Raw genomic sequence first — 26,244 nt, forward strand, 5'->3', positions numbered from 1 at the left:
GGCTCGAAGTTGCCGGCTCATGCCGGCGCGGTGGGGTTCAGCACCGGCTCGGGGATGGCGATGTCTTCGAGGTTCCATTTCGCGACCAGCTCGTCGTACTGCCCACCGGAGAACAGCAGTTCGAAGGCCTCGAGGAACACCGGGCCCAGAGCATTGGTCTTGGGTGAGAGCAGCACCAGCTGGTCGGCGAGAGCACCCTGCTCCTCGGTCTGCGCGACGGCACGCCAGGTATCGGGCTGCGCGGCGGCGGTATCGATGGCACCACTCTGGGTCAGCGCGGCGGAATCGGCGCGGCCGGACTGTACGGCCAGCAGGGTCGCATTGGTATCGGCCAGGCCGACGAACTCGAGGGGCTGCTTACCGTTGCTCGCACACCAGTCCGACAGCTTGGCGGCCTGTTCCTCGGTGATCGACCCGATCACGCCCGCGGTGCGGGTTCCACACAACTCGCCCGTGCTCTGCGCGCCGATACCTCCGTTGATCGGCAGCAGATAGGAGGTGCGGCTGGTCAGCCACTGCACCCCGTCGAATTCGGCCAGACGCTGTGGTGTGGCCTTGACCGGTCCGTTGAACGCGTCGTAGCGACCGGACAGCATCCCGGACAGCATCGCCGGAAGACCACTGGAAACCTCCATGCGGATCGGGACCCCGAGCACGCCGGACAGTGCCTGCTGGATATCGGGATCCATTCCGGTGATCGTCTTCCCGTCGGCGGCGACCGTACGGTAGGGCGGATGCGAATCGCCGACGAAGACGATCTCGCCCTTGTCCTTGATCGCTTGCGGCAGCCGGTCGTACAGCACGCCGGCGTTCTCGCCCGGACCGGACAACTGTTCGGTCTCGGCTGTCTTCTCGTCGATCGACGTACATCCGGCGAGCGCCAGGGTGAACAGCGCAACGATGGCGACGAACGCCTGTGTTCGGGTCGGTCTCATCGAGTCCCTCACGTGGTGAGTGTCGAGTGGGTCTGTGCACGCTTCGGGCCTGTGACGGAAACCGCCATGGAGCAGCCGATGTGACCTGGCGAACATTAGCCGTATTCTTTGCCCCCGTCAACAAAATGACTAAGATCATTCCGGGGCAAGCGGTTCGAGCGATCGCAACTCCAACCTGCGCGCGGCCTCCGCCCTGGCGACCGTGTCCAGCCGGTCGTGCAGATCGTGGAACGCGCGCTGCGCCGGCGCCGCGGGCCAGTCCGCGGGCAGATGCTCGACGGGCAGGCGAGGATCCTGGCGGATGACATCCAGCCACTCCGTCACCAGCAGGAGCTGCACCGCCAGCGCATCGTGCGATCGAGAGCGGTCGGCGTCCCCCCAGCGCCCGAGGAAATCGCAGTACAGCGCCGCGATACCCGCGACGTCCCAGGCGTCGTGCAGCATGGCGGGAATATCGGTCTCGGCATCGGCGCGACTGCGGAAGACGCGGATTCGGTCGGCGCCCTCCACACCTTCCAGGACCTCCCGCACATTCGTCGTCGACGGCGCGATCCACAGGCCACCCTGCAACGATCCGAATCCGGCCCACTGCAACCGGGCTCGCAGATCATGCCGCTGCCGCTGCCAGGACTCCGGAAAGCTGAAGGTCAGCATGGTCCACGAACCGTCCCAGTTCGCCTCGACCGCGCCGGTCCGCCAGATACGCACATGACCATCCCGCAGGATCTCGGTCAGCCGGGCGGTCAGCACCATGTAGGTGTGGCGACCCACGCGATACCGGTCCAGCAGACCGCGTTTGACCATGCGGTTGAGCGTGGAGCGGGTAGCGTGCTCACCGATACCCAGCGAGGCCAGCACATCGATCAGGCCGGTCGTACTCACCATCACATCGCGATCGAGGACATAACGCCCCAAAACAGTCAGCAGAACGCTCTGCGGTTTCACCGACGACGCGATATCATCAGTCAAAATCTCTGCATTCGTCACGAATATGACCATATAGATGTCGGTCCGTCGGCGATAGCCCGCCGCGACCCGGGCCTACCATCCGACAACGAACCGAACGCCCGGGCCTGCTGGAGCGGGCGTCCGGCCGGCCTCACCTATCGTCCGAAGTCGACGACGCCCGGTGACAGCGGCAACGGTAGGTACGCACCCCGAGGTCCGATACCGACAGCCCACGCCTGACCAGCTCGAGGTTCACCCAGCGCAGTCGTCGAAGCCGAGCCGCCGGTTCATGGCTATCGCTGCCATGTTGTCGGATGTAGTGAAGTTGCACCCATACCCTGGCGCACTTCGAGTCGTCGAACTTGTCGATGTCCAGCCGCCGCCGCACCTCGGCCGGTTGTCGATTATTTCCGGGAGACAGCGATCAGGAACCCGTCCGTAGCTCGGACACGGTGGGCACGATCGCCGACAGTTCGCGCCATTCCCGCAACGGCACAGTGGCAGGATCGGTGCCCACAACCTGCAGACAGACATGGTCGGCGCCCGCCGACAGATGTCGGCGCACACGGTCCTCGATCGCATTCAGATCGCCATAGGCCATGATCGCATCGACCAGCCGGCCGCTGGGACCGGCGATATCGTCGTCACCGAAACCCAGCCTGCGCAAATTCGCCGCCTGATGCGGGGCGCCGGACGCGTATGCGGCGACATAGGATCGGGCAAGCTCACGAGCGCGGCCGATATCGGGGTCGAATACGATCGGTTGCTCCACGCCGAGAAACGACTCCGGCCCCATCACTTCCCTGGCATGAGCCGTATGTTCGACCGGAACGAAGTAGGGGTGCGCTCCCCAGGTCCGCTGCGCCGCCAGTGCCAGCATCTTCGGCCCCAGAGCTCCTACCACCCGCCGAACCGGAAGAGCCGGGACCGGCCCGTGCGAGGGCACCGCGTCCATCGCGTCCAGATACCCACCCATCAGGGCCAGGGGCCGACCACCGGCAGGAATCGTGAATCCACCGGCCGTGATCGGCCGGCCCCCGACGCGATGCCCTCCGAGGCCCAGGAGATAACGACCGGGGAATGCTTCACCGAGCGCCCGCTCGGCCGTGGCCATCGAGATCGGGTCCCGCAGTGCGACATTGGCGATCCCCGAGGCCACCACGATCCTTCGGGTGGCCGACAGCAACAGCCATGCCTGCCCGACGGCGTCCCGGCCGAGCCCTTCGCCATACCAGAGCGCGCCGAAACCCAGTTCCTCGATCTCCGCGGCGGCATCGCGCACCACTGCCGCCGGCTGCCGGTCGAAGGCCCACGTCCATACCCCGACGACGCCCGGGTCCTGTTGATTCATCCGATCCTCCAGAAGTCATACCGGAGAATCTCTCCGGTATTGTCCGGATAGAATATGGAGAACTTCTCCGGTTCACAAGAGGTATGGATGAGATCGCACGCACGGCGCAACTACGACCAGATCTTGCAGGCAGCGACCATGGTGTTCGCCGACTCCGGCCCCGACGCATCCCTCAACGAGATCGCCCGCCGGGCGGGTGTAGGGCCGGGAACTCTGTACCGGCACTTCCCGAATCGCCAATCTCTGCAAACCGCCGTGTTGAGAGAACGCGTCGAGAAGCTGTGCGGGGAGGGCGCCGATCTCCTGCGCCTGCCCGACGCCGACCTCGCCCTGATGCGGTGGTTGTCTTCGCTACTACTGCACGCGCGTAGCGATAAAGGGCTTGGAGCAGCGGCACTCACCGGCACCACCGAGCAGGGCGCGCAGTGCCGGACAGCCATCGTGGAAACCGCCGCCCACTTGGTCGCGCGCGCGAAGGACAGCGGCACAGTCCGAAGCGACACCTCCGCCGACGACCTCGTACACCTCGTAGCCGGTATAGGCCTGACCACCGAGCATCAGTCCGACTCCGCCCAGGCCGAACGCCTCCTCGATACCGTCCTCAAAGGAATCGGCATGTTGGCAATATCGGGCCGGGGAAGCGAGTCTCCACGGCAGGCCGGGGCGGCTACCGAGCGTTCTGCATGCGGCTCAGCGCCTCGAGTGCCGCGGTGAGGTGCCTGATGTGGCGTGGGTCGCTCGACCGCGATTCCAGGAATTCGCGATCCTCGCTCGCACCCACGACCCTCACTCCAGCGACGGCCTCGGGCGGTCCTCACCCGCTCACACGCCCGCGACCGGCACGACACCCACGCAGGTTTTCCTCCCGACGAACGCCGCGAGTGCCCACGCCATGGTCGGGCCGTAGGCGGCCCCCGGATCGGTCGGCAGCGGCGAACTGTCGATCACTGCGACGCGGGCGGGATGCTCTGCTCGTACTGGAAGACGTTGCAGGGGTCGTACTTCGCCTTGATCCTCCGCAGCCGCTCGAACCCCTGCCTCCCCCAATAGGCGGTCTCCCACTGCTGCATTCCGACATTCGGCACGTTGACGTAGGCACCATCCGCATAGGGCCGCAATGCCTGGCTGAACTCAGCGGTCCAGGCCTGGGCCTGCGAGGTCAGCGGGTTGTCGACGCCCGGTTGTGTTGAACGAGTCCCCCAGCCGGCGCCGATCTCGCCGTAGAAAAGCGCGTCGCGATGCGCGAACGCCGTGCCGCCGGGGGGCTCCTTCCGGATCGCCCCGCCGAAGGCATCGACGAAGTAGTTGCTCTGCTCGGTAGGAGCGTTTCGCATGAAGTCGCCGATGATGTCGATCGCCTTCTCCGGGAACGGCTCTTTGACGAACTGCGAGAAGAACTTCCAGTTCGCGGGTTCTTGCTCGAGCGGGACCTGGGCTCCCGCGAAGATGTCGCCCCAGTTACCGACCTGCACCGTGACATCGGGCGCGCCGGCCGACAGGATCGGAGCCAGCATCTCTGTGGCCGGTGCCGCTGTCCCCTCCACAAGCCACGCGGACAGCAGGATCTGAGACCTGTGGATCTCGAGCTCGGATCCCAGACGGCTGTCGGCGGACGGTACCGTGCGCTGCCATGCCTCGAAGACCCGGTGCAGGTCACCGAGTCCGTCCCAGGTCGCCTGCACATAGGCCAGACGTGCGAGCGGATGCACCTGGTAGGTGAGTTGGGTGACGATCCCGAAGTTACCGTTGCCCGCCCCGCGCAGCGCCCAGAGCAGGTCCGAGTGGTGCTCCGAGTCCGCGTTGATCACCTCGGCGCAGTCGTGACCCGACGGGATGACGACTTCGGCGGCCACCAGGCTGTCGCAGGCCATGCCGAGCCGGCGATTGAGGGGCCCGAGGCCGCCGCCGAGCGTCGCACCGCACACGCTGACGCTGCCCTCACTTCCGGTCGTGACCGCAAGGTTCTGCTTCGCGAGCGTCGTCACCGCTTCCAGCTGGGTCAGCCCGGCGCCGACCGTCACGATACGAGCGCCGGGGTCGATCCGGACCGACTTCAACCGGCTGACGTCGATCACAATGCCGTTGTCGACGTTCGACCAGCCTTCGAGGGCGTGGCGGCCGCTGCGCACCCGCAGCGCGACGTCGTGCTGCCGCGCCCAGGTGAGGGCGTTCACCACATCCTGGGTTTCCTGTGCGAAGACGACGGCCAGCGGATAGTGGGAGAAGAGCTGGTCCCAGCCGAGTCGCGCCTCCGTGTACGCCGCGTCACCGGGGCGGACGATGTGGCCGGTCAGCGTTGCCGGTGGGCACCCCGGGCTATCCTCCGGGCGGCCCGCGGCCACAACTCCCGGGGCGCTCGTGCTCGTAGTATCCGGCGTGTCCGCGGCCGTGAGGCCCGCACCACCGATCGCTCCGACGCCGGCGGCGGCCGATGTCCTGAGCAGGTCACGGCGAGAAAGTTCGCTCAAGTTCGAATCCTCTCGATCGGGCTACGCGGTGCCCGGCTGCCGAGGAAACTCGTACCCGCGGCCGCCGGGGCAGTCCTATGTGGTCGACCTCCGCACGGTAACGGGGTGACGTGGCGTGGCCTATCGCGACACCGATCTTCGGCGCCGGGCACTCCGTTTCCTCGCCTCGCGGCTGCTGAACGGGCGTCGCCGCACCGATCAGGTGCGGGTCGGCGCACCCGTAGCCGGATGCCGCATCCCGGATCGTAGTGATGGGTGGATGGACGGGACTTGATGCCGGTCGCGGTCTTCGTAGTACCCGTGGCCGACGTCGAGCTGCCGATGTGTCTTTTCTACCTATCCGGCGATTCTCGATTCGTCGGTGGTCAGCGGCTACGACGCAGCGGGATCGAGGGGTTCTCGCCGAGTGCGGTCGCGAACCGCGCCACGGAAGGCGTGGTGAGCCGGCGAGAACCCGGCCGGCCGCCCCGGCCGGGACTCGGAAGATCGAAGGCCGGCCTCCGCGCGGTAGGGAGATCGGTGGAAAGGGTTGCCGTCGGTCGCGGCAGAAGCTGTTCTGAGCCGGCCGACACGAACAGAAACGGTGTCTGCGATGACCGAAGTACTGCCCCTGGCCTACGGGTACCTGCGCGACGATCTGCTCAGCGAACGCGGCTCGGCGGAAGGCATGCTCCAAGCTGCGGCGAACGCGCTCGGCTACGAGCTGGGCACAGTGTTCCACGAGCCGCGGCCGTGGAACGCGGGGCTTCCCCCCGCGTTCGTCGATCTGCTCATGGAATGCCGACGGGCTGCCGCGGACGCGGTGATCACACCGCACGGCCATCTGTCCGAGACGTTGTCCCGATCCGTCCTGCAGACGGCCCTGGTAGCGCATGGCGAATTGGTCGTGCACGAGGTCGGTTCCTGATGCCGGCTGCCTGCAATGGCTGAGTTACCGATCCCACCGGCTTCGGGTGCGGTCTGGCCGGTCGGTCATGCTGTCACGTTGCTGCGAGATCCGCTGGCATTTCTGTCGTCTCTGGCGAATGACGGTAGTGAACTCGTGAGAATACGGATCGGTCCCGGGTCCGCCGTCGTGGTGTGCGACCCGGACCTCGCCGATCAGGTCCTGCGTGATGATCGCACTTTCGACAAGGGCGGCCCGCTGTTCGACACAGCGCGGAAGGTGGTGGGTGACAACGTGATCACCTGTCCGCACCGTATGCATCGTCGGCAGCGATCGTTGATCCGGCCGACGTTCGGCCGCGCACGACTCGCGAATTACGGCCGAGCGATGACGGCCGAGGCCGATGCCATGACCGCCGCCTGGAGCGACGGTGAGGTCGTGGATATGCTGGCCGAGACATTGCGCCTGGCCACACACACGGTGATGGCGACCATGTTCTCCGGCGCGTTGGCGCCGCACGTCCGCGATCGAGCGTTGGCCGATGTGACGGTTATCGTCAACGGGTTGTACCGGCGGATGCTGGCGCCGCCGTTACTGAATCGGTTACCAACGCCCGGCAGTCGCCGGTATGGGCGAGCGCACGCACGTCTTCGCGAGTTGATGGCGCATATTGTCGCGCAGCGGCGGATCGACGGCACCGACCATGGGGACCTGGTTTCGGCCATGCTCGCGGCCCGGCTCCCCACCGACACAGCCGCGCCCGTCGACATCGGCGGCGGCATGACCGACAGCCAGATCTGCGATCAGCTCATGGCTTTCTTCATCGCCGGATCGGAGACCACCGCGAGCGCGCTCGCGTGGGCGTTGCATCTACTCGTGGCCCATCCCGAGATCGAGGAACGTCTGCATCAGGAGACGGCCCGAGTCCTCGAGGGCGCTCCGGCCCGCTTCCGGGACCTGCCCGACCTGCCGCTGACGGGCCACATCATCACCGAAGCACTGCGGCTCTACCCGCCCGGCTGGCTGTTCACCAGAACAGTCACCACCGATACCCGACTGGGCGGCTACGACCTTCCGGCGGGAACCTCTATGGTGTACAGCCCCTATATCCTGCACCGTCGCAACGATCTCTATCAGAACCCGGATCGCTTCGATCCCGACCGATGGGACACCCCGCAACCACCGATTCGGCGGAAGGCGTTCGTGGCATTCGGCGCCGGCCCGCGGCGTTGCCCGGGCGAGGCCTTCGCCATCACCGAACTGTCCCTGGCCCTGGCCACGATCGCCGGCAGGTGGCGGATTCGCCATCGAGTCGGCACCCGCGTCGGTCCTGCGGTGGCGATGGCTCTGCACCCACGCGACCTGCGGATCCGCGTCCGTTCCGCCAGGTATGGCGGTGCTCCGCCGCCGTCGGGAGACCACCCATGACGGTTCTCGACCAGCCTGCTCGGCCGGGGATCTTCTGCCCTATAGAACCCGATATTCATCCTGCGGTCGAGACGATCGAAAACCGGTCGATCGAGTGGTTGAGGGCCGGCACGTTCCTCGATGATCACGACCGGGGGCGCGCGCTGGTCGCGACCAAGTCGGCCGAGTTCATGGCGAGAATGGCGCCCCACGGCTGTGCCGATCGTCTGCAGATCGCTTCGGATTGGGCCTATTGGGGATTCGCATTCGACGATCGCTTCGACCGTGGCCCACTGTCGAAGGAACTCGGTAGGTTCGTAGCCTATGCCACCGAGATCGTACGCGTGCTGGAGGCGCCGGGATCAGTGTTGCTGGAGAACGATTCGCTGGTGAGCGGCCTCATCGATATCTCGGCACGGTTCACCGAATGTGTGACACCGGTTCAGCATCGTCGATGGGTTCAGGCCCACCGGGCCTGGTTGTTCGGGGTCTGCGCCGAGATGAGTGCGACCACGACGCCGAGCGTGGACGAGTACCTCGCGATCCGGATCAACAACGCGGCGGGCGAGATCGTCACCGTCAGCACCGAACTGGTGAACCAGTACGAACCTCCGGCGGCGGAGTTGGAGCTGCCTCGGGTTCGGGCACTCACCGAGATGGCACGGGTGCTCGCGGCCCTGGACAACGACCTGCACTCCCACCCCAAGACAGTGGCGTTGCACGAGACCAACCAACACGATCTGCTGACGGTGATCGCAGCGCGCCATGCCTGCGGGCCGGAGGAGGCCATCACACGCGCGGTGCGGTTGCGCGACCGGATCATGTGCCGGTTCCTTGTCGCAGGCACACAGACGAGCGGGCTGAGCACAGACACCCGTCAGTATCTCCAGGGCCTGCGGCACGTGGTCCGCGGCAACCTCGATTGGGCACTCGACGTCGAACGTTACCGAGTCGACGGTCGATCGGTGGCCGACTGTTTCACCATCGACGACTCCCCGACCGATGCGTCGCCCGATCCCCCGGGGATTTCGTCGATCGACTGGTGGTGGCAGCATTGACGCACTGTCCGGGCAAACGGCTCGCGGCGTGTACTCGGGTACCGTCGACCACAGCGTTCTTTCGGTTATCTCCGGGTCCTGACTCCGCTAGGCTACCCGTGTGTCGGCAGGACGAACGTCTGTCAGCGGATTTCCGCCCGCGGCTGCCAGCGATTTCGTGGGCCGCGATCGGGAGCTGGAAAAAATCGGGATGGCGTTGCTGGGCAGCACTCGCCTGGTGACCTTGATCGGTGCGGGTGGCATCGGAAAGACCCGATTGGCGACCGAGGCCGTCCAGCGCTTCCAACGGGCGCGGCGCGTCCCGGTGCACTGGGTGCGGTTGGCCGTACTGCCGCGGGGCGCGGCCGCGACAGCGGTGGAGGAACAGGTCGCGGGCTCGGTGATCGAGGCCGATTTCTCCGGGAGGTCGGCATGGGACGCGGTACTGGACACACTGCGCCGCCGTGACGCGGCCGGGCGGAATGCGCAGACGATCCTGGTCATGGACAACTGCGAACATGTGCTCGACGGTGCGGGCGCAGTGATCGCCGGCCTACTCGACGCGGCACCCGGGCTCACCGTGCTGGCCACCAGCCGCGAGGCGATCGGGTGGGTCGACGAACAGCTGGTGCCGGTGCCCGCGCTGTCGCACGAGCAGGCGCTGGCCTTGTTCTGTGCCCGCGCCGACCTCGTCGGGCATACGCTCGCCGATGAGGAGAGCGACCTGGCTGCCGCGATCTGCCGGCGTGTACACAATCACCCGCTCTATATCCGGCTGGCGGCCGCACGACTGTCGCGTCAACCGCTGCCGATGATCCTGCGTGATCTCAGCGGTGTGGCGGGCGACCGGCGATTGCAGTGGCAGAACGGCCCCAGAGTCGGAGCGGACGTCCGGCATCGGGGCATCCGCGATGTCATCGCCTGGTCCTACGATCTCTGCCGGGACAAGGAACAGCTGTTGTTCGACCGCCTGTCGGTGTTCGCGGCCGGGTACGACATCGGCACCGACAGCGCCGACGCGGCCGGACAGGACGTCGGCGCCGAACTGGAAGCCATCGAAGCGGTCTGCGCCGACGACGACACCGGCCGCGCGGACGGATTGGCCCGTGCCGAGATCGAAGACCTGCTGCTGCGGTTGGTGGATCAGTCCCTGGTGTCGATCCACCTGACCGAGACCACGGTGCGATATTCGATGGCCGAAACCATTCGGCTCTTCGCCCAGCAACGCCTGCGAGACCACGGTGCGGAGGCCGACCGGCTGGCGCGCAGGCACCACCGCTACTACCGCGACAAGGTGGCCGCGGCCCGGGCCGGCTGGTTCGGGCCCGACGAGCAGGCGCTGCTCGATTGGGCCCGGGCGGCCTGGGACAACCTGCAGTCGGCCCTGGAGAGCAGTATCGCCACGCCGGGCGAGGCGGCGGTCGGACTCGAGATCGCCGCCGGGCTCATCGCCTTGCGCATCCCGTTCTTCACCGGCTCGTTGCGGGAACCACGCCGGTGGGCCGAGCGCGCACTCGCGGCAACCCGGGACCTCGACCCTGAGCCGGTGCCGCTGCAGGTCGGGGCGATGTCACTGATCGCCTGGATCAGCCTGTGCCAGGGATTGCCCCGCGAGGCCGCACGGATGCTCGACGAATGCGTCGCCCGCTGCGTGCCCGACGCCGCGGACCGAGTGCGCTGGCGCGCGGAACCCGAGGTGGATCTCGGGCTCCCCGCCGCGGTCGAATTCGCCCGCGGTGCCGAGCTGATGCTGATCCGCCGCGATCCGCGGGCGATCGCCGTCCTGGCCCGGTCGCGGGCGCGTTTCACCGCCGAGGGAGACGAGGGCGGTGCCGCGATGAGCGAACTGTTCGAAGCGCTGGCCGCCGCGTTCTTCGGCACCGCCGAACAAGCGCTGGAAACCTGCCGCGCCCACCTCCGCAACGCCGAGCGCTCCGGTGCCCAGTGGGCGATCTGCTGGGCGCGGCTGGCATGGGCGATCGCGTCGAGTAAACACGGCGACACGGGCGAGGCGCTCGCCGTGGGGCGCGCGACATTGTCCGATCAGGTCGCGATGCGCGACCGGTGGGGCGCGGTGTGGGCCGTGCACATCCAGGCGTGGACGCTGGCCCGCCTGGTCGGCGCCGCCGACGATGAGCCCGCCGCCGCCGTAACGGCCCGGGCACGCGATATCGCACGCCTGCTCGGCGGCGGGGCCACGCTCCGCGAAGGGCTCGGCGTGGATATCGCCCACCTCGGCCCGTTCGCCACCGAAACCGAACTCGCCGCGGACACCGCCCGGACTGTACTGGACGACGACGCCTTCACGGAGGCGGAGCGGGAAGGTGCGCTGTTGCGGCCGGAGTTCGGCGAAGTGGCGCAACTGGCCCTGGGCAACCTGTCCATGGACAGGTTGCCCGTCGAACATCCGGTCCGGCGCAGCCGCCCCTCACCGTGGCAGCAACTGTCGGCGGCCGAGCAGGAGGTCGCCGTACTCGCCGCGGCGGGGTGGACCAACACGGCCATCGCGGTCCGGCGCGGCAGCTCCTCCAAGACCGTCGACGCTCAAATGGCCGCTGTACTCCACAAATTGATGATCGGCTCCCGAGCAGCTATCCGCTCCCTCGTCCCTGCCGATCGACAGGAGCAGGTGAACGAGGAAGCCGCACGCAAGCCACAGCGCGGCCGTTCGAATCCTCGTCTTCGCTGACCGGATGAAGAAGCCCGCTCCCGCACGCGGGACTGCGCCGGAGCGCCGAGTGTCGTGGATATGCTCTGATTCCAGCGGATGCCACGCCTCCCGCAATCGGTTTCGGGCGCATATGCCTTGCGCGAAAGATGATTTCGCCTTCCTCCTGCCGGTTCGTTGATAGCATGCGTGCGGCGAACCGGCCACTACGTCGGCGGAAGGCAAGGGGCGTTGATGGAAGTGGAGGACGTCCACCATTCGTACGGCAGGCGGTCGGTGTTGCGCGGCATCGACATCGTGTTGCCCGCCGGGGCGCTGGTAGGAATCGTCGGCGAGAACGGCGTCGGCAAGTCGACTTTGTTGAAGGTGCTCTCCGGAGAGTTGCGACCGGACCGCGGGGTGGTCCGGCACCGTGGGCGGTTCGGCTACTGCCCCCAGCAGGTGGTTCTGAACGATGCGTTCACAGTTCGCCAGCACCTGGACTTCTTCGCCGCGGCCTACGCCGTCCCGGACCTGCGGCGGGCCGAGGAAACCATGGAAATCCTGCGCTTCTCCGAATATTCCGGTGAGCGGGTCGCCACGCTGAGCGGCGGCACCCGGCAGAAGCTCAACCTCACGCTCGCGGTGATGCACGATCCGCAGGTCCTGTTGCTCGACGAGCCGTATCAGGGTTTCGACTGGGAGACGTATCTGCGTTTCTGGGACCTGGTCGCGGAATTTCGGGATACCGGCCGGTCGGTGCTGGTCGTCTCGCATCTGGCCCACGACACCGACAAGCTGGATCAGGTGTGGCGGTTGCAGGAGGGTGTTCTCCGGAGCAGCAAGGAGGCAGCCGGATGAGCGACGGAGTGCGACTGTTCCTGATCGCTACGCGCTACGGCCTCGTCGAGCACGCGCGTAACCGGTTCGCCATGGTGTTGGTGGCCGTATTCGTTCCCGTGCTGATCACTCTGGTGCGCGTGGCCGTCACGGATATCGAGGTACCGTTCCGGCTCCGGGACACCGGTCTCGTACTGCGGGCCGATGGCAATGAGCTCGCCCAGATCAGCGGCGCCCTCACCGCGGTCTCGCTGATCATCGGGTTCATGATGTTCGCGGCGACTTTCAGCAGCGGAGCTTTCGACCGGCGTCTGTCGATGGCCGGATTTCCCCGGGTGGCACTGGCTCTCGCGAAAATCGCCTGCCTGGTGGTGGCCTCGTTGGGGGTCTGCGCCTATGCCACCGCTGTCATCTGCTGCTACTGGTCGCCGCAACGGCCTGTGCAGCTCGCCGCGGCACTGTTCTGCGCGGCGATGACCTACGGGGCGCTGGGTGTCGCTCTCGGCGCACTGCTGCGCCGCGAAGTGGAGGGCATGTTCGCCATAGCGATGATCAGCTGTTTCGACATGGCCGTGCAGAACCCCATCGCCAGTAGCGGCGCGGACAGCGAATTCGTACGCTGGCTGCCCTCCTACGGTGCGATGCAGGCCTCCACCGCAGCCGGTTTCGCCGACACCATGCCCTTCGCGGGTTTCGCCGTGCAACTGGTCTGGTTCACCGCGAGCGCCCTCGCCGGACTGGTCGCTTTCCATCTGCGCACCCGCTCGTCCCTCGGACCCACGCGGTGGATTCACCTCTCCGGATTCCGCACCCCGGGGTCGGCGAAGTCCGGACAGCCGGCGAAACACTGAGCGCGTATCCCGGGCTGTCCGCACTGGCGGACAGCCCGGGACAGACGCGCCCTTGCTTTGCCGGCTGCGCGAGCTACAGCACGGCAGGAGCCGGTTCGGCGGTCCGGTAGTAGACCTCACGGCGCAAGCGTTCCAGGTCCGGCGCCGCAGACGTCACGGAAGTCGAGGTCGGCGTGTACCTATCGCTCTCGCGTCCCCAGAGCCCCATTCTCGCCATACTTCCGTACATCTCCGCGTAGTCCGTCCCGCGGCCCGACAGGCCGGGAAGTACGCGGAAGAGCGTGGGAACGTAGCGGATCGCTGCCTCGAACTGGGCGCGATGCTCGGCGACCTGGCGCCGCACCTGCTCGACGGCTTCGCCGCGGGTGCAGCCCGTCTCGTGACGGACCGCCCTGACCAGGTTGTAGGGGACTCGGTCGGCCTCGTCCTGCGCCAACCCCACCAGGTCGTTCTCCACGAAGGTCACCCAGAAGCCGAGTTCCTCGAGACGGCGGATGACGGGATGGTTGCGCAGTTTCGCGGGCAGTTCCCGGTCGTGATACATCTCCATGACGGCGATGGCGGTTTCCAGCCCACTGGTCGACATCCGCAGTGGCAGGTAGTCGGCGGTGGCGGGAATATAGCCGTTGATGCGATGGTGTGCTTCGCGTTCGGCGGCCTCGAACCACTTCTCGATGCCGTCGAGGAACCGCTCCTGCCAGCGGGCGGTGCGGCCCTCGCGCAAGCGCGGCCACAAGCTCGCCCATGCCGTCGGAATCGCGCCCGACCGCCACGGTGCCTCCGGATCCTGGCGCAGTGTCGCCACCATGCCACGCCGCAGCGCGGTCACGTCTTCCGGATCGGTCAGCTGCGGATCCTCGAAGAGGTCGTCCCACATGAGGGCCAGCACGGCCATGCCGTAGGCGGTCTGTTCGCGGGCCGCGTCCGCCGCCGGGGCCAGAATTCGTGCCCGGCTCCGGATCGCTCCTGTCCACCGGTGGTAGTCGGCCTCGGCCGCGGAGGTAGCGAGGCCGGTATCGACCAACCAGCTCGTCAACCATTCCGCGACTCGCGGTGGGAGGTCGCCGACCGGGGCTTCGGGGGCCCGCGTCAGTGGCCGGGAGGCCGCGAGGTGAGAAGGGCGCCGGTCGAGGATCGACCGGATGTAGGCGGTCATCGCTCGGCGGGCGTCCGCGGCGGCGGGCAGGTCGGCGAGCCGACCTGCGGCCTTGTCGATGAATTCGTCGGCCACCGCCCGGGCTTCGTCGACCGCGCCGGAGGCGATGACCAGTTCCCGGGCCCGCGCGACTTGCTCCCCCGTCATTCTGCCGCGCAGCAGGCGGGCCAGGTCCCGGTCGTGGGCGGCCGCGCGGATCACCGGAAGTGTGTAGATGCCCTCGGGCAGATCCGCATTGACGGGCTTGCCCATCTCCGCGGCGGTCGAGGTCAGATCGAGGATGTCGTCGTACAGCTGGTAGGCCAGTCCGAAGTGCCGGCCGAACAGCGCCAACGCCTCTTCTTCGTCCTCGGAGCGGCCGGCCTGCATCGCGCCCACCCGGCATGCCAGCGACAGCACTGCCGCCGTCTTACCGTCGATCGTGTCCAGATAGGACTGCTCGGTGCGGGAGGGCACGTAGAGGTCGGCGGCCTCGATCACCATGCCCGCGCACATCTGCTCGCCCGCGATCGTCGCCGCGAGAACCTCGCGCGGGCCGAGTTCGGCCAGCATGCGCAGGCCCGAGAACGTCACCGCGTCCCCACCCAGTACGGCCATATGCGATCCCCACACCGCGTTGGCACTGGGGTGGCCGCGGCGCTGGTCCGCGTGATCGACGACATCGTCGTGGTAGAGCGACCCCAGATGCATCATCTCCACGGCGGCAGCGGCGTGCACCGCCCGGTCGGCGGCCGGCGCATCGGGATCGGTGAGCAGGTAGTACGACAGTAGGGTCAGAGTCGGGCGGACCAGACGGCGCGAGGTACCCGGCCCTTCGTCTGTGAGTGCGGTCAGTTCCGGTCTGCTCTCCAGTCGAACAGGTCCGAGAAGGCCGCGGACGCGGTCCAGATCCGCCTCCAGATGCGGGAAGACAGCCGAGTCGATTTCACGTGGCACGAGGGCACTCCTGACTTGCTGGATCGGACATCTACTAACACCGCCGGTCAGTCTGTCACCACCCGCCCGCAAAAGTGTTGGTATCGAACGACTTCGACGTTCACCGCACCTGGCCGGCGACCGCCACGCGGTGGTGGTGCGCACCGCGCCACGGGAACGGCCGCCGGTCCGGTCATTCTGGTGCGGCCCGATACGTCCCCGCTCGATATGCACGGCCTCGCCGGCTGCGGGGAATGCGGTGATGCCGACGGCCATACGGTGGGTGTCACGCAGTGATTTCGCACCGGGCCGCGACCCGCAACCGCCGTGGTGGGTGCGGGCCTGACCGTCGGCGTAGAGCCGGCGGTCCCCACTCGGAATGCCGAATCGCGCTGTCACCGAGTGGCCGAGTGGCCGGCCGCCGTCGAGCCGGCTCAGCCGGCAGTGGAGGCGCGCTCGACCAGATATGGGCGGAAACAGACGTGCTCCGGTTGCGCTCCCCCATCCGCCGCGGTGACCAGCAGGTCGACGGCGACGGAGCCGATATCGGCCCGAGGTTGACGAATGGAGGTGAGCGGGACGACCGCGGACTGGGCGAAGTCGATATCGTCGTAGCCGACCAGCGCGACGTCGCCGGGTACCTCGACGCCGTGCAGTGTGAGGGCCTGCAGCACACCGATCGCGAGCAGGTCGTTGACGCAGAACACGGCGTCGGGCCGGTCGCCGGGGGGCCGGGCGGCGAGACGCTCGCCGGCGGCGCGACCGGCGAGCACGGTCATGGCCGGGGTGTCGACGACAGTGAGCGTGACACCGGGATATTCGGCCGCGGCGCGTTGGGCGCCGGCCCGGCGATCCGCCACCTGCGTCAGCGAGGCCGGACCGCCGATCACGGCGATGTGCCGGCGGCCGCCGGCACAGAGGTGCCGCACGGCCAGCTCACCGCCGGCGATATCGTCCACGGCGACCGACGAGAACGGCGTGCCGTGCCCGTCACGGTCCACCAGTACCACCGGCACACCGCGGTTGTGCAGAGCGACGAGCCGGTGCTGATCCTCTCCGGACGGTGAGATGAGGAGCCCGAAAACGCGCTGTTCGTCGAAAGTTTCGAGGTAGCGACGTTCACGGTGCGGGTCGTCGTCGCTGGAGCCCAGCAGCACGACGAGGTCGTGTTCGGCGGCGCGCTGCTGGGCGGCGCGGGCCACGTCGGAGAAGAAGGGGTTGCCGATATCGAGCACCACCAGGCCGACGCAGCGGGAGCGGCCCGCCTTGAGCTGACGAGCGGCATCGTTGCGGACGAAACCCAGCCGATCGATGGCGGCGAGAACCCGGTCGACGGTGGCGGGCGCGACCTTGTCGGGCGCGTTGAGCACATTGGAGACGGTGCCGACCGATACCGACGCCGCGGCGGCGACCTCCCGCATGCTCACCACCGGCGCCGGCACCTCCTCTGTCCGCGCAGGCATCGCCGCGGCCTGCTCACACTCGATCTTGGCCGGGTATCGGGCGCGGGGCAAGCCTGGTCAGCTGGGTCACATGCTGTGGTGTCAGTTCCTCCAGGCAGGTGACGCCGAGCAACCGCATGGTGCGCTCGACCTGTCCGGTGAGGATTTTCACCGCTCGGTTCACCCCGGCTTCGCCGCCGGCCATCAGGCCGTACAGGTAGGCGCGGCCGATGAGAGTGAAACGGGCGCCGAGCGCTATCGAGGCCACGATATCGGCGCCGGACATGATGCCGGTGTCGAGGACGATCTCGGTATCCCGCCCGAGCTCCCGGGCGACCTCGGGCAGCAGGTGGAACGGTACGGGCGCCCGGTCCAGTTGGCGGCCGCCGTGGTTGGAGAGCACGAGGCCGTCGACGCCGGTGTCCACCGCGGCCCGGGCGTCGGCGAGGGTCTGGATGCCCTTGACGACCACCTTGCCGGGCCACTGGTCGCGAATCCACGCCAGATCCTCGAAGTTCACCGTCGGGTCGAACATGGAGTCGAGCAGCTCTGCCACGGTGCCCGACCAGCGGTCCAGCGAGGCGAAGGCCAGCGGTTCGGTGGTGAGGAAGTCGATCCACCAGCGCGGCCGGGGTAGTGCGTCGAGCACGGTGGACGGGGTGAGTGCGGGAGGGATCGACATTCCGTTGCGGGTGTCGCGCAAACGGGCACCGGCCACGGGGACATCCACCGTGACCAGCAGGGTGTCGAAGCCCGCGGCGGCGGCGCGCTCGACCAGCGCCATGGAGCGGTCGCGGTCCTTCCACATGTAGAGCTGGAACCAGTTGCGGCCGCGCGGGTTCGCCGCGGCCACATCCTCGATGGAGGCGGTGCCCATGGTGGAGAGGGAGAACGGGATTCCGGCGCGGCCCGCCACCCGGGCGCCCGCGTACTCGCCCTCGGTCTGCATCATCCGGGTGAAGCCGGTGGGGGCGATACCGAACGGCAGCGATACCGGTCCGCCGAGGACTTCCCAGCCGGTGGTGACCTTGGAGACGTCGCGCAGGATCGCCGGGTGGAATTCGATATCGAGGAACGCCTGCCGCGCACGGTCCAGGGAGATCTCACCTTCCGCGGCGCCGTCGGTGTAGTCGAAGGCGGCGCGCGGGGTGCGCCTTTTGGCGATACGGCGGAGGTCCTCGATGGTGAGCGCGGCGTCGAGCCGCCGCTGCACGCCTATGCGCGGCTTCTCGAGCCGCATCAGCGGCGCGAGATCACGGGGTTTGGGTAGCTGTCGTTTCATCAGCCTGCTTTCCTGACGGGTTCGGTGCGTGGCTCGTAGCGCCGCGGCGGGAATGCGGCGGTCACCTCGGCGCGCAACGCGTCCACATCGCCGTGCAGCAGACCGTGTGTGCGGGCCTGCACCAGAATATTTCCGAGCGAGGTCGCCTCCACGGGGCCGGCCAGTACCGGTACACCGGCGTGCCCGGCCAGCAACCGGCACAGCAGTGGGTTGCGCGCGCCGCCGCCCACGAGGTGGATCGTCCGCACCGGGATGCCGGTGAGCTCGTGGGCGGTCCGCACTCCGGCGGCGAAGGCGGCGGCCAGGCTCTCCACAATGGCACGCACCATCGGGACGGGACCGTCCGGCGCCGGAAGTGCCCGGGTCGTATACCAGCCGGCGATCCGGGCGGGCATATCGCCGGGGGTGAGGAACACCGGGTCGTCCACGTCGAAGACGGCCGCCGGAGCGGGGGCGTCGGCCGCCGCGGCGAGCAGTCGGGCGAGGTCCACTGCGGTATCGGTGCGCTGCCAGTGCCGTACCGACTCACTGAGCAGCCACAAACCCATGACATTGCGCAGGTAGCGGGTACGCCCGTCGAGTCCGGCCTCGTTGGTGAAGTTGGCCTCCCGTCCGGGCGCCGAGATCAGCGGCGCGGGCAGTTCCACTCCGACCAGCCCCCAGGTGCCGCAGGAGATATAGGCGGCGGCGTCGGGCGTCATCGGTACCGCGGCCACGGCGGATGCCGTGTCGTGCGAGGCGACGGTGCTCAGCGTCAACGCCCGGTCCAGCCCGAAAGCCGCCGCAACCGAGGGCAATACCGGGCCCAGCGTCGTGCCGGGTTGGACCACGTCCGGGAACAGGTCCGGCAGACCCAGCCGGGTCCGTACCTCGTCGTCCCAGTGGCCGGCCGGCCCGAGCAGTCCGGTGGTGGAGGCGTTGGTGCGTTCGGTGACCCGGACACCGGTCAGCCAGTAGCCCAGCAGGTCCGGGATGAGCAGTGCCTCGTCCGCGGAGTCGAGTGCGCCCCGGAGTCGATCGGTGGCGAGCTGGTAGATCGTGGTGAAGGGCAGGAACTGCAGTCCGTTCCGGCGGTACAGCTCGTGCGGGTCCACGACCGCGTGTACTGCCGCCACACCGGCGGCCGAACGGGTGTCGCGGTAGTGGTAGGGCAGCCCGAGTGGCGCGCCGTGCCGGAGCAGACCGTAATCGATCGCCCACGAGTCGATCCCGGCGCCCAGCAGGCCCGGCGCCAACCGGGCGGCCTCGGCCAGGCCGCGTCCGATATGCCGGTACAGACCGGGGAGATCCCAGTGCAGCGCCTCTCGATCGCCGTGCCACAGCGGCAGCGGGTCGTTGGCGAACCGGGCGACCTGCCGCATGGCGATGCGGCCGGGACCGACCCGGGCCAGCATGACCCGGCCGCTGGTGGCGCCGAGATCGACGGCGGCGACCGCGCCGGTGGCGCTCATCGCAGGAACGCCGCGGCGACCCCGGCGTCGACCGGCACGTGCAGACCGGTGGTGTGCGAGAAATCCGGACCGCACAGCGCGAACGCGGCATTGGCGATGTGTTCGGGCAGCACTTCCCGCTTGAGCAGGGTGCGCTGGGCGTAAAAGGCGCCCAGTTCGGACTCCGCCACGCCGTACACGGCGGCGCGCTGCGCACCCCAGCCGCCGGCGAAGATTCCGGAGCCGCGCACCACGCCGTCGGGGTTGATGCCGTTCACCTTGACACCGTGCTCACCGAGTTCGGCGGCCAGCAGCCGCACCTGGTGCGCCTGATCGGCCTTGGCGGCGGAGTAGGCGATATTGTTCGGTCCGGCGAAGACCGAGTTCTTCGACGAGATGTAGAGAATGTCGCCGCCCATGCGCTGATCGATCAGCGCCCGCGCCGCCGCCTTGGACACCAGGAACGAGCCCTTTGCCATGACGTCGTGCTGAAGGTCCCAGTCCGCCTCGGTGGTCTCCAGCAGCGTTTTCGACAACGAGAGACCGGCATTGTTGACCACCAGGTCCAGGCCGCCGAACGCGAGCACCGCGGCATCCACCGCGGCACGGACCTGTCCCTCATCGGTGACATCGGCGCCGATACCGACCGCCACGTCGGCGGCGCCGATCTCGGCCGCGACCTCGACAGCCTTCGCTTCGTCGCGGTCCGCGACCACCACGCAGGCGCCCTCGGCGGCCAGCCGCTGCGCGATGGCCTTGCCGATTCCGGACGCCGCGCCGGTGACCAGCGCGATCCGGGTGGCGAGCGGTTTGGGCTGCGGTCGCCGGGCCAGCTTGGCTTCCTCCAGTGCCCAATATTCGATGCGGAATTTCTCCGACTCGTCGATCGGCCGGTACCGGGACACCGACTCGGCACCGCGCATGACATTGATGGCGTTCAGGTAGAACTCACCGGCCACCCGCGCGGTCTGCTTGTCCGCGCCGTAGCTGAACATGCCGACGCCCGGAACGAGCACGATCGCCGGGTCGGCACCGCGCATGGCCGGCGAATCCGGGTCGGCGTGCCGCTCGTAGTAGGCGCGATATTCCGCCCGGTAGGTCTCGTGCAGCTCGGTGAGCCGCTGCGTGCACTGCTCGATCGAGGCGTCGGCGGGGAGGTCCAGCACCAGCGGCGCGACCTTGGTGCGCAGGAAATGGTCCGGGCAGCTGGTGCCCAGGGCGGCCAGTCGCGGATGCTCGGCGCGGGAGAGGAATTCGAGCACCGGCGCGGTATCGGTGAAATGCCCGACCTGGCGGCGGTCGGTGGAGGCCAGCCCGCGCAGGAACGGCGCCAGCGCCGCCGCCTTCGCCCGGCGCTGCGACTCCGGCAGCGCCTCGTATCCGGGCAGCACCGGCCCGAATGGCTCCGCCTTCCCATTCGCCGCCAGGAAGCGCTCGATGGTGTCGATGATCTCCCGCGAGTGCGCCTCGGCCTCGTCGGAGGTATCGCCCCAGGCGGTGATGCCGTGCCCGCCGAGGATCGTGCCGACGGCCTGCGGGTTGCGCCGGCGGATCTCGGCGATATCGAGGCCGAGCTGGAAACCGGGGCGCCGCCACGGCACCCACACCACCCGGTCGCCGAAGATCTTCTCGGTCAGCTCCGGGCCGTCGGCGGCGGTGGCCAGCGCGATCCCGGAGTCGGGGTGCAGATGATCCACGTGCGCCGCCTCCACCAGGCCGTGCATGGCGGTATCGATGGAGGGGGCGGCGCCGCCGCGGCCGTGCAGGGTGTAGTCGAACGCGGCGACCATCTCGTCCTCACGGTCCACACCCGGGTAGACGCCGGTCAGGGCGCGCAGGCGGTCCAGCCGCAGCACCGCCAGGCCGGCCTCGGTGAGTGTGCCGAGGTCGCCGCCGGAGCCCTTGACCCACATCAGCTCGACGGGCTCGCCGGTCACCGGGTCGGTGTCGGTGCCCTTGGCGGAGGTGTTGCCGCCCGCGTAGTTGGTGTTCTTCGGGTCGGCGCCGAGCCGGTTGGACCGGGCGACGAGTTCCGCGACCGTGGGGTGGGTCATGACAGATATGTCCTCTTTCTGGTGGTCGGTGTGGTCAGGCGCCCCAGGAGGCGGCGGGCCCGGTGCGTTCGGCGGCGAGCCGCTGCTGCTGTCCGGACCGGGCGTAGGCGGCCATCGGGTCCTCCGGCAGCCCGCGCTCGGCGCGGCGCGCCGCCAGTCGCGGCCGGACATCGGTGTAGAACGCGTCCATGAACACGGCGTTGGCGCCGAGCACATCGCCCGACTCCTGCGCGGCGGTGAGTACGTCGAGATCGACGAGCGCGGCCCGCGCGGTCATCTCCTCGACATTGAGCACCGAGCGGAGCTGGCCGGGGATCTTGTCCTCGATGTTGTGGCACTGGTCCAGCATCAGGGCCACCCCGTTCTCCGGCGCCAGCCCGCCGCCGCGCAACACCTCGAACAGGATGCGGAACAGCTGGAACGGGTCGGCGGAGCCCACGATGAGGTCGTCGTCGGCGTAGAAGCGGGAGTTGAAGTCGAACGACCCCAGCTTCCGCAGCCGCAGCAGCTGCGCCACAATGAACTCGATATTGGTGCCCGGTGCGTGATGGCCGGTGTCCAGGCATACCACCGCCCGCTCCCCCAACGCGCTGACCTGGGCGTAGGCGGTACCCCAGTCCGGCACATCGGTCATGTACATGGCCGGTTCGAAGAATTTGTACTCGAGCACCAGCCGCTGGTCCGGGCCGACGTGTTCGTAGATGGTCGACAGCGATTCCGCGAGCCGGTCCTGGCGGCCCCGGATATCGCCCTGCCCCGGATAGTTGGTGCCGTCGGCCAGCCAGATCTTCAGGTCCCGGGAGCCGGTCTGCGCCATGACCTCCAGGCAGGCCAGGTGATGGTCGATCGCCTTCTGGCGGATGCGCTTGTCGGTGTGGGTCAGGCTGCCGAGCTTGTAGTCGTCGTCCTGGAAGGTGTTGGAGTTGATCGTGCCCAGCCGCACGCCGAGGTCCGCGGCGTACCGGCCGAGTGCGGCATAGTCGTCGACCGTGTCCCACGGGATATGCAACGCCACGGCGGGCGCGAGACCGGTGAGCCGGTGCACGGTGGCCGCGTCGGCGATCTTCTCCTGGACTGTGCGGGCGGTGCCGGGGGTGCCGAACACTTTGAACCGGGTACCGGAATTGCCGAAGGCCCAGGACGGCAGTTCGATCGCGAGGGATTCCAGGGCGGTGTCGAGGGACACGGGCGACAGTCCTTTCGCAACGGACGGGTTCGGCATCTCAGCGGCCTCCCACCGGAGCACCCGCGCGACCGTGACCGAGCCCGGTTTCGGGGAGCACCCCGGCGCTCGCGGATCCGGTGACCGGGCTGCCGTAGCGCTCCTCCTCGATCTCGCGCAGCGTCTTGCCCTGGGTTCGCGGGGCGAAGATCGCGCCGATCGCCAGGGCCACGGTGAGCAGGCCGATGAGCAGCAGACCGACCACGGTGAGCCCGGTGGCGGCCAGCATGGTCGGGAAGAAGTAACTCAGCAGGCCGGTCGCCGAGCGCACCACGAAGAACATGAACCCCTGCGCGCTGGCGCGGTAGGGAGTAGCGAAGAGTTCGCTGGTCCACAGGCTGTAGAAGGCCTGCGCCCCGATACCGCTGGAGACGCCCCACAAGACCGCGAAGATCAGCAGCGTCGGCATCCCGGCGTCGGTGAAGAACACCAGTACGCACCAGGCCAGTACACCGAGCGCCGCGCCGATCACATACAGCAGTCGCTGGGAGATCCGGTCGGCGTAGGCCATGAACCCGAAGTAGGTCGCCCCGACGGTGCAGCCCCACACCAGCACCTGCAGCAGGTTCTGCTGAACAGCGCTGTCTACCCCCGCGCTGTCGTAGACCCGCGGCATGAAGATACCGGCCTGACCGGCGACGGTGTTCCAGAAACCGTAGATGCCCATCAGCACGAGCAACGCGGTGATATTGATCCGGCGCGAGAAGAGCCCACGCAATCCCTGTCCGCCGGTGGCCGACCGCACCGGCGCCCCCGCACCGGATCCCGCTTCGTCCTGCCAGATCTTGGATTCGGTCAGACCCTGCCGGATCCACCAGACCACCGCCGCCACCACGAACAGGTGCAGGAAGATCAACCGCGACCCGAGCAACCCCATCGGCGCCAGCGCGGCGGCCAGCGCGAAACCGACCAACGGCCCGACCGACCAGGCCAGCTGCGCGGTGCCGACATGGCGGGCACGGTCGGTGGTGGGCGCCTGCTCGGCGATATAGGTCCAGGAGGCCGGCACCCCCGCCCCCACCGCGATACCGGTGATCACGAAGGCGGCCAGCAGCATCCCGAAGTTCATCGCGAATGTCGCGAGCAGCACGCCCGCCATGTACACCAGCAGGTCGTAGGTGTAGATCGCCTTACGTCCGAAGCGGTCGCAGAGCGGCCCGCCGATACCCGCGCCGATCGCCGCGCCGAAGGCATTGGCGCTCAATGCGGCCAGCAGTCCGACGGCGAAATTGCTGATGCCGAACGCGTCCTGCCAGAAGGTCAGGCTCGTGGCGATGGCGATGATGGAACCCGCCTCGATGTAATTGGACATCGCGACGGAAATCGTCGCTTTCCACCCGGTGGTGGTTCGTGCGCCTACCTTCATGGTCTTCCTCAGGGTCTAGCGGGTTCTCAGGGGGAAGTCGGGGCGAGCCGTCGGCTCAGTCCAGGTGGAAGTACTCGGTGAGGCGGTGCATCGTCTCGTCCGGCCGCGCACCCGGCTTCCCCGGCGCGACCGCGGGCGCCTGGAAGTACTCGGTCATCGTCGCCTGCCAGCGCGCGTTGACCTCGGTGGCCGCCATCGCGGCCCGGGCCCGCGCGAAGTCCGGCGTCTCCAGGTAGCCCACGACCAGGCCATCTTCCGGCCGAAGGAACAGCGAGTAGTTCGTCCAGCCCGCCGCGCGCAGCGCATCCAGCATGTCCGGCCACACCGTGGCGTGGGCGGCCAGATAGTCGCCGGTCCGTTCCGGACGCAACGTCAGCAGGAAACAGACTCGTTCGATGGTATCGGGCATCGGGGTTCCGCCTCATCGTTGAAACGTTTCAATATGTGATTGGGCCCACCGTACGGCCTGGATGGTGACGTAGTCAACCCTCTCCCGGTCACCGACCGGGGACCGGGTACGAGCTGCTTCCATACGCCGCCGTGAAAGCATTCTGGCCGCGGTACGGGCGGCGGTCTCGCAGCGGGAGCCCTACGGGCCGGCGGGGGCTTCCGGCGGCGGTGCGGGTGGATAGGGGCAAGGATTTCTTCTCACGGCCGACCTCGCTCGCTCCTCAGCAGAGCGTCGAACGAAGCCCGTAGTTCGCGGACGAACAGCTGTGGCTGTTCGAAGGCGGCGAAGTGGCCGCCGCGTTCGGGTTCGCTCCAATACCTGATATTCGTGAACCGGCGCTCGGCCCAGCGCCGCGACGGACGCGGTGTATCGCGGAAGATCGCCGCGCCCGTCGGCACGGTGATCGAGTCGGTGGTTCCCTCGGTGAACCACGCGTCCACGGTCGCAAAACTCTCCCAGTACAGTCGCGTAGCGGATGCGCCGGTTCTGGTCAGCCAGTAGAGCGTGATGTTGTCGAGAACCCGGTCACGGTCCAGTACCGAGAAGACGTCACCGCTGTGATCCGCCCAGGCCCACAGTTTCTCGAAGATCCACGCGGCTTGGCCCACGGGCGAGTCCGCCAGCGAGTAGCCCAGCGTCTGCGGGCGAGTGGAATGCATTGCCGCGTATCCGGACCCGTCTGCGGCGTTGTCCAGCACCTCCAGGCCCGCGCGTTCGGACTCGGTCAGCGAATCGAATGTCGCGGTATCCGGAGCCACCAGCGGAGGCGTCAGATGGATGCCACAGACATGCTCGCGATCCTGGACCCCGAGCAGCGTGCTGATGCTCGTGCCCCAATCGCCGCCGGCCGCACCGTAGCGGGGGTATCCCAGGATCTCCATCAATCGCGCCCACGTCCTCGCGATCCTCTCGATTCCCCAACCGGGAACGGCAGGGCGAGAGCTGAACCCGTAGCCGGGCACCGACGGCACCACGAGGTGAAAGGCCCGTGCGCCGTCCGGCGGGTTCGTCAGAGGCTCGAGAATTTCGAGGAACTCCACGAACGAGCCGGGCCAGCCATGGGTGATGACAAGAGGCAACGCGTCGCGGTGTGATGATCGGAGGTGCAGGAAGTGGATGTCCAGGCCGTCGATGCGCGCAAGGTACTGCGGGATCTGTGCCATCTGTCGCTCGAAGCGCCGCCAGTCGTATTCTTCCGCCCAGTAACCGGCGAGATCACGCATCACCTGCAGCGGCACCCCCTGGGACCAGTCCGCGACCGTCTCCCGGTCCGGCCACCGTGTCGCGCGTATCCGCGCGCGGAGATCGGTGAGTTCGTGCTCGGGGATATCGATGGTGAACGGTGCGAGCTCGGCGGGCACGCGCGACTCCTCGTGATCCGGTTTGCGGCCACCGCCGCCCATATCGCGAACCCACCGATAATACGACCGGACGCGCGGTCCGCTATCGGGAAGATGACTGCCCGGCCGACCTGGAACTCGGTGCGGTGGACCGAGGGCGGCGCATCTGCTGATTCGCCGGTTTCCGACGACGCGGTAGTCACCCACGCTCTGCCG

The 26,244-nt window shown here is 68.1% G+C and carries 20 protein-coding genes; 7 read left to right on the forward strand and 13 right to left on the reverse strand.

Features of this window, described 5'->3' with window-relative positions:
• Positions 1-17: 17 nt before the first annotated feature.
• From AB0H42_RS09160 to AB0H42_RS09170, 3 genes are all read right to left on the reverse strand, one after another.
• Positions 18-935: a transporter substrate-binding domain-containing protein gene (locus AB0H42_RS09160; RefSeq protein ID WP_357052155.1), complete on the reverse strand. Its 918-nt coding sequence runs from the start codon at positions 933-935 to the stop codon at positions 18-20.
• A gap of 135 nt (positions 936-1,070) precedes the next feature.
• Positions 1,071-1,922, reverse strand: coding sequence for a PaaX family transcriptional regulator C-terminal domain-containing protein (locus tag AB0H42_RS09165; protein WP_357052158.1), 852 nt, complete (start codon positions 1,920-1,922; stop codon positions 1,071-1,073).
• 385 nt (positions 1,923-2,307) lie between these two features.
• Positions 2,308-3,234: a TIGR03620 family F420-dependent LLM class oxidoreductase gene (locus AB0H42_RS09170; RefSeq protein WP_357052161.1), complete on the reverse strand. Its 927-nt coding sequence runs from the start codon at positions 3,232-3,234 to the stop codon at positions 2,308-2,310.
• Between the two features lie 87 nt (positions 3,235-3,321).
• On the opposite strand from AB0H42_RS09170, the gene AB0H42_RS09175 reads away from it, so the two are divergent.
• Positions 3,322-3,948, forward strand: a complete 627-nt coding sequence (locus tag AB0H42_RS09175; RefSeq protein ID WP_357052164.1) for a helix-turn-helix domain-containing protein — start codon at positions 3,322-3,324, stop codon at positions 3,946-3,948.
• Positions 3,949-4,178: 230 nt separating this feature from the next.
• On the opposite strand, the gene AB0H42_RS09180 is transcribed toward AB0H42_RS09175, so the two are convergent.
• Positions 4,179-5,576, reverse strand: a complete 1,398-nt coding sequence (locus tag AB0H42_RS09180; protein WP_357052167.1) for an FAD-binding oxidoreductase — start codon at positions 5,574-5,576, stop codon at positions 4,179-4,181.
• 718 nt (positions 5,577-6,294) lie between these two features.
• Here AB0H42_RS09180 and AB0H42_RS09185 point away from each other — a divergent pair.
• The 6 genes from AB0H42_RS09185 (at position 6,295) to AB0H42_RS09210 (ending at position 13,370) form a co-directional block, all read left to right on the forward strand.
• On the forward strand, positions 6,295-6,609 hold the full coding sequence (locus tag AB0H42_RS09185) for a hypothetical protein (protein WP_357052169.1): 315 nt from the start codon (positions 6,295-6,297) through the stop codon (positions 6,607-6,609).
• 15 nt (positions 6,610-6,624) lie between these two features.
• On the forward strand, positions 6,625-8,016 hold the full coding sequence (locus AB0H42_RS09190; protein ID WP_357052172.1) for a cytochrome P450: 1,392 nt from the start codon (positions 6,625-6,627) through the stop codon (positions 8,014-8,016).
• On the forward strand, positions 8,013-9,053 hold the full coding sequence (locus AB0H42_RS09195) for a hypothetical protein (protein WP_357052175.1): 1,041 nt from the start codon (positions 8,013-8,015) through the stop codon (positions 9,051-9,053). The genes AB0H42_RS09190 and AB0H42_RS09195 overlap by 4 nt, the downstream gene beginning before the upstream one ends.
• Before the next feature lie 100 nt (positions 9,054-9,153).
• A complete protein-coding gene (locus AB0H42_RS09200; RefSeq protein WP_357052178.1) occupies positions 9,154-11,721 on the forward strand; it encodes an AAA family ATPase in 2,568 nt (855 codons plus the stop codon).
• Between the two features lie 213 nt (positions 11,722-11,934).
• Positions 11,935-12,540, forward strand: a complete 606-nt coding sequence (locus AB0H42_RS09205) for an ABC transporter ATP-binding protein (RefSeq protein WP_357052181.1) — start codon at positions 11,935-11,937, stop codon at positions 12,538-12,540.
• On the forward strand, positions 12,537-13,370 hold the full coding sequence (locus AB0H42_RS09210; protein WP_357052184.1) for a hypothetical protein: 834 nt from the start codon (positions 12,537-12,539) through the stop codon (positions 13,368-13,370). Before AB0H42_RS09205 ends, AB0H42_RS09210 begins: the two co-directional genes overlap by 4 nt.
• A 73-nt stretch (positions 13,371-13,443) precedes the next feature.
• Here AB0H42_RS09210 and AB0H42_RS09215 read toward each other — a convergent pair whose 3' ends face one another.
• From AB0H42_RS09215 to AB0H42_RS09255, 9 genes are all read right to left on the reverse strand, one after another.
• Positions 13,444-15,462 carry a polyprenyl synthetase family protein gene (locus AB0H42_RS09215; protein ID WP_357052187.1) on the reverse strand — a complete coding sequence of 673 codons (2,019 nt, stop codon included), beginning with the start codon at positions 15,460-15,462 and terminating at the stop codon, positions 13,444-13,446.
• 413 nt (positions 15,463-15,875) lie between these two features.
• A complete protein-coding gene (locus AB0H42_RS09220; RefSeq protein WP_357052291.1) occupies positions 15,876-16,862 on the reverse strand; it encodes a LacI family DNA-binding transcriptional regulator in 987 nt (328 codons plus the stop codon).
• Between the two features lie 55 nt (positions 16,863-16,917).
• Entirely contained in the window at positions 16,918-18,165 is a 1,248-nt protein-coding gene (locus AB0H42_RS09225) for an alpha-hydroxy acid oxidase (RefSeq protein ID WP_357052190.1), read from the reverse strand.
• Positions 18,165-19,616, reverse strand: coding sequence for a rhamnulokinase family protein (locus AB0H42_RS09230; RefSeq protein ID WP_357052193.1), 1,452 nt, complete (start codon positions 19,614-19,616; stop codon positions 18,165-18,167). Before AB0H42_RS09230 ends, AB0H42_RS09225 begins: the two co-directional genes overlap by 1 nt.
• Entirely contained in the window at positions 19,613-21,649 is a 2,037-nt protein-coding gene (locus AB0H42_RS09235; RefSeq protein ID WP_357052196.1) for a bifunctional aldolase/short-chain dehydrogenase, read from the reverse strand. The genes AB0H42_RS09230 and AB0H42_RS09235 overlap by 4 nt, the downstream gene beginning before the upstream one ends.
• 34 nt (positions 21,650-21,683) lie before the next feature.
• Positions 21,684-22,871, reverse strand: coding sequence for an L-rhamnose isomerase (gene rhaI / locus AB0H42_RS09240; RefSeq protein WP_357052199.1), 1,188 nt, complete (start codon positions 22,869-22,871; stop codon positions 21,684-21,686).
• 1 nt (position 22,872) lies between these two features.
• Positions 22,873-24,237, reverse strand: a complete 1,365-nt coding sequence (locus AB0H42_RS09245) for an MFS transporter (protein WP_357052202.1) — start codon at positions 24,235-24,237, stop codon at positions 22,873-22,875.
• A gap of 55 nt (positions 24,238-24,292) precedes the next feature.
• The gene (locus AB0H42_RS09250; RefSeq protein WP_357052205.1) at positions 24,293-24,646 is read right to left on the reverse strand and encodes an L-rhamnose mutarotase; all 354 of its coding nucleotides are present in this window, start codon (positions 24,644-24,646) and stop codon (positions 24,293-24,295) included.
• A 239-nt stretch (positions 24,647-24,885) separates the two neighbouring features.
• Positions 24,886-26,091, reverse strand: coding sequence for an epoxide hydrolase family protein (locus AB0H42_RS09255; protein ID WP_357052208.1), 1,206 nt, complete (start codon positions 26,089-26,091; stop codon positions 24,886-24,888).
• Positions 26,092-26,244: the final 153 nt, after the last annotated feature.

Source organism: Nocardia sp. NPDC050799 (assembly GCF_040654015.1).
In the GTDB taxonomy this organism is placed as follows: Bacteria; Actinomycetota; Actinomycetes; order Mycobacteriales; family Mycobacteriaceae; genus Nocardia.

Coding starts and splice junctions, on each gene's coding strand:
- AB0H42_RS09220 (WP_357052291.1), bottom strand. CDS start 16,862: ATGCGGGAGGTCGCCGCCGCGGCGTCGGTATCGGTCGGCACCGTCTCC.
- AB0H42_RS09255 (WP_357052208.1), bottom strand. CDS start 26,091: ATGGGCGGCGGTGGCCGCAAACCGGATCACGAGGAGTCGCGCGTGCCC.
- AB0H42_RS09175 (WP_357052164.1), top strand. CDS start 3,322: ATGAGATCGCACGCACGGCGCAACTACGACCAGATCTTGCAGGCAGCG.
- AB0H42_RS09170 (WP_357052161.1), bottom strand. CDS start 3,234: ATGAATCAACAGGACCCGGGCGTCGTCGGGGTATGGACGTGGGCCTTC.
- AB0H42_RS09190 (WP_357052172.1), top strand. CDS start 6,625: ATGGCTGAGTTACCGATCCCACCGGCTTCGGGTGCGGTCTGGCCGGTC.
- AB0H42_RS09210 (WP_357052184.1), top strand. CDS start 12,537: ATGAGCGACGGAGTGCGACTGTTCCTGATCGCTACGCGCTACGGCCTC.
- AB0H42_RS09250 (WP_357052205.1), bottom strand. CDS start 24,646: ATGCCCGATACCATCGAACGAGTCTGTTTCCTGCTGACGTTGCGTCCG.
- AB0H42_RS09160 (WP_357052155.1), bottom strand. CDS start 935: ATGAGACCGACCCGAACACAGGCGTTCGTCGCCATCGTTGCGCTGTTC.
- rhaI (WP_357052199.1), bottom strand. CDS start 22,871: ATGCCGAACCCGTCCGTTGCGAAAGGACTGTCGCCCGTGTCCCTCGAC.
- AB0H42_RS09205 (WP_357052181.1), top strand. CDS start 11,935: ATGGAAGTGGAGGACGTCCACCATTCGTACGGCAGGCGGTCGGTGTTG.
- AB0H42_RS09225 (WP_357052190.1), bottom strand. CDS start 18,165: ATGAAACGACAGCTACCCAAACCCCGTGATCTCGCGCCGCTGATGCGG.
- AB0H42_RS09235 (WP_357052196.1), bottom strand. CDS start 21,649: ATGACCCACCCCACGGTCGCGGAACTCGTCGCCCGGTCCAACCGGCTC.
- AB0H42_RS09195 (WP_357052175.1), top strand. CDS start 8,013: ATGACGGTTCTCGACCAGCCTGCTCGGCCGGGGATCTTCTGCCCTATA.
- AB0H42_RS09185 (WP_357052169.1), top strand. CDS start 6,295: ATGACCGAAGTACTGCCCCTGGCCTACGGGTACCTGCGCGACGATCTG.
- AB0H42_RS09230 (WP_357052193.1), bottom strand. CDS start 19,616: ATGAGCGCCACCGGCGCGGTCGCCGCCGTCGATCTCGGCGCCACCAGC.
- AB0H42_RS09245 (WP_357052202.1), bottom strand. CDS start 24,237: ATGAAGGTAGGCGCACGAACCACCACCGGGTGGAAAGCGACGATTTCC.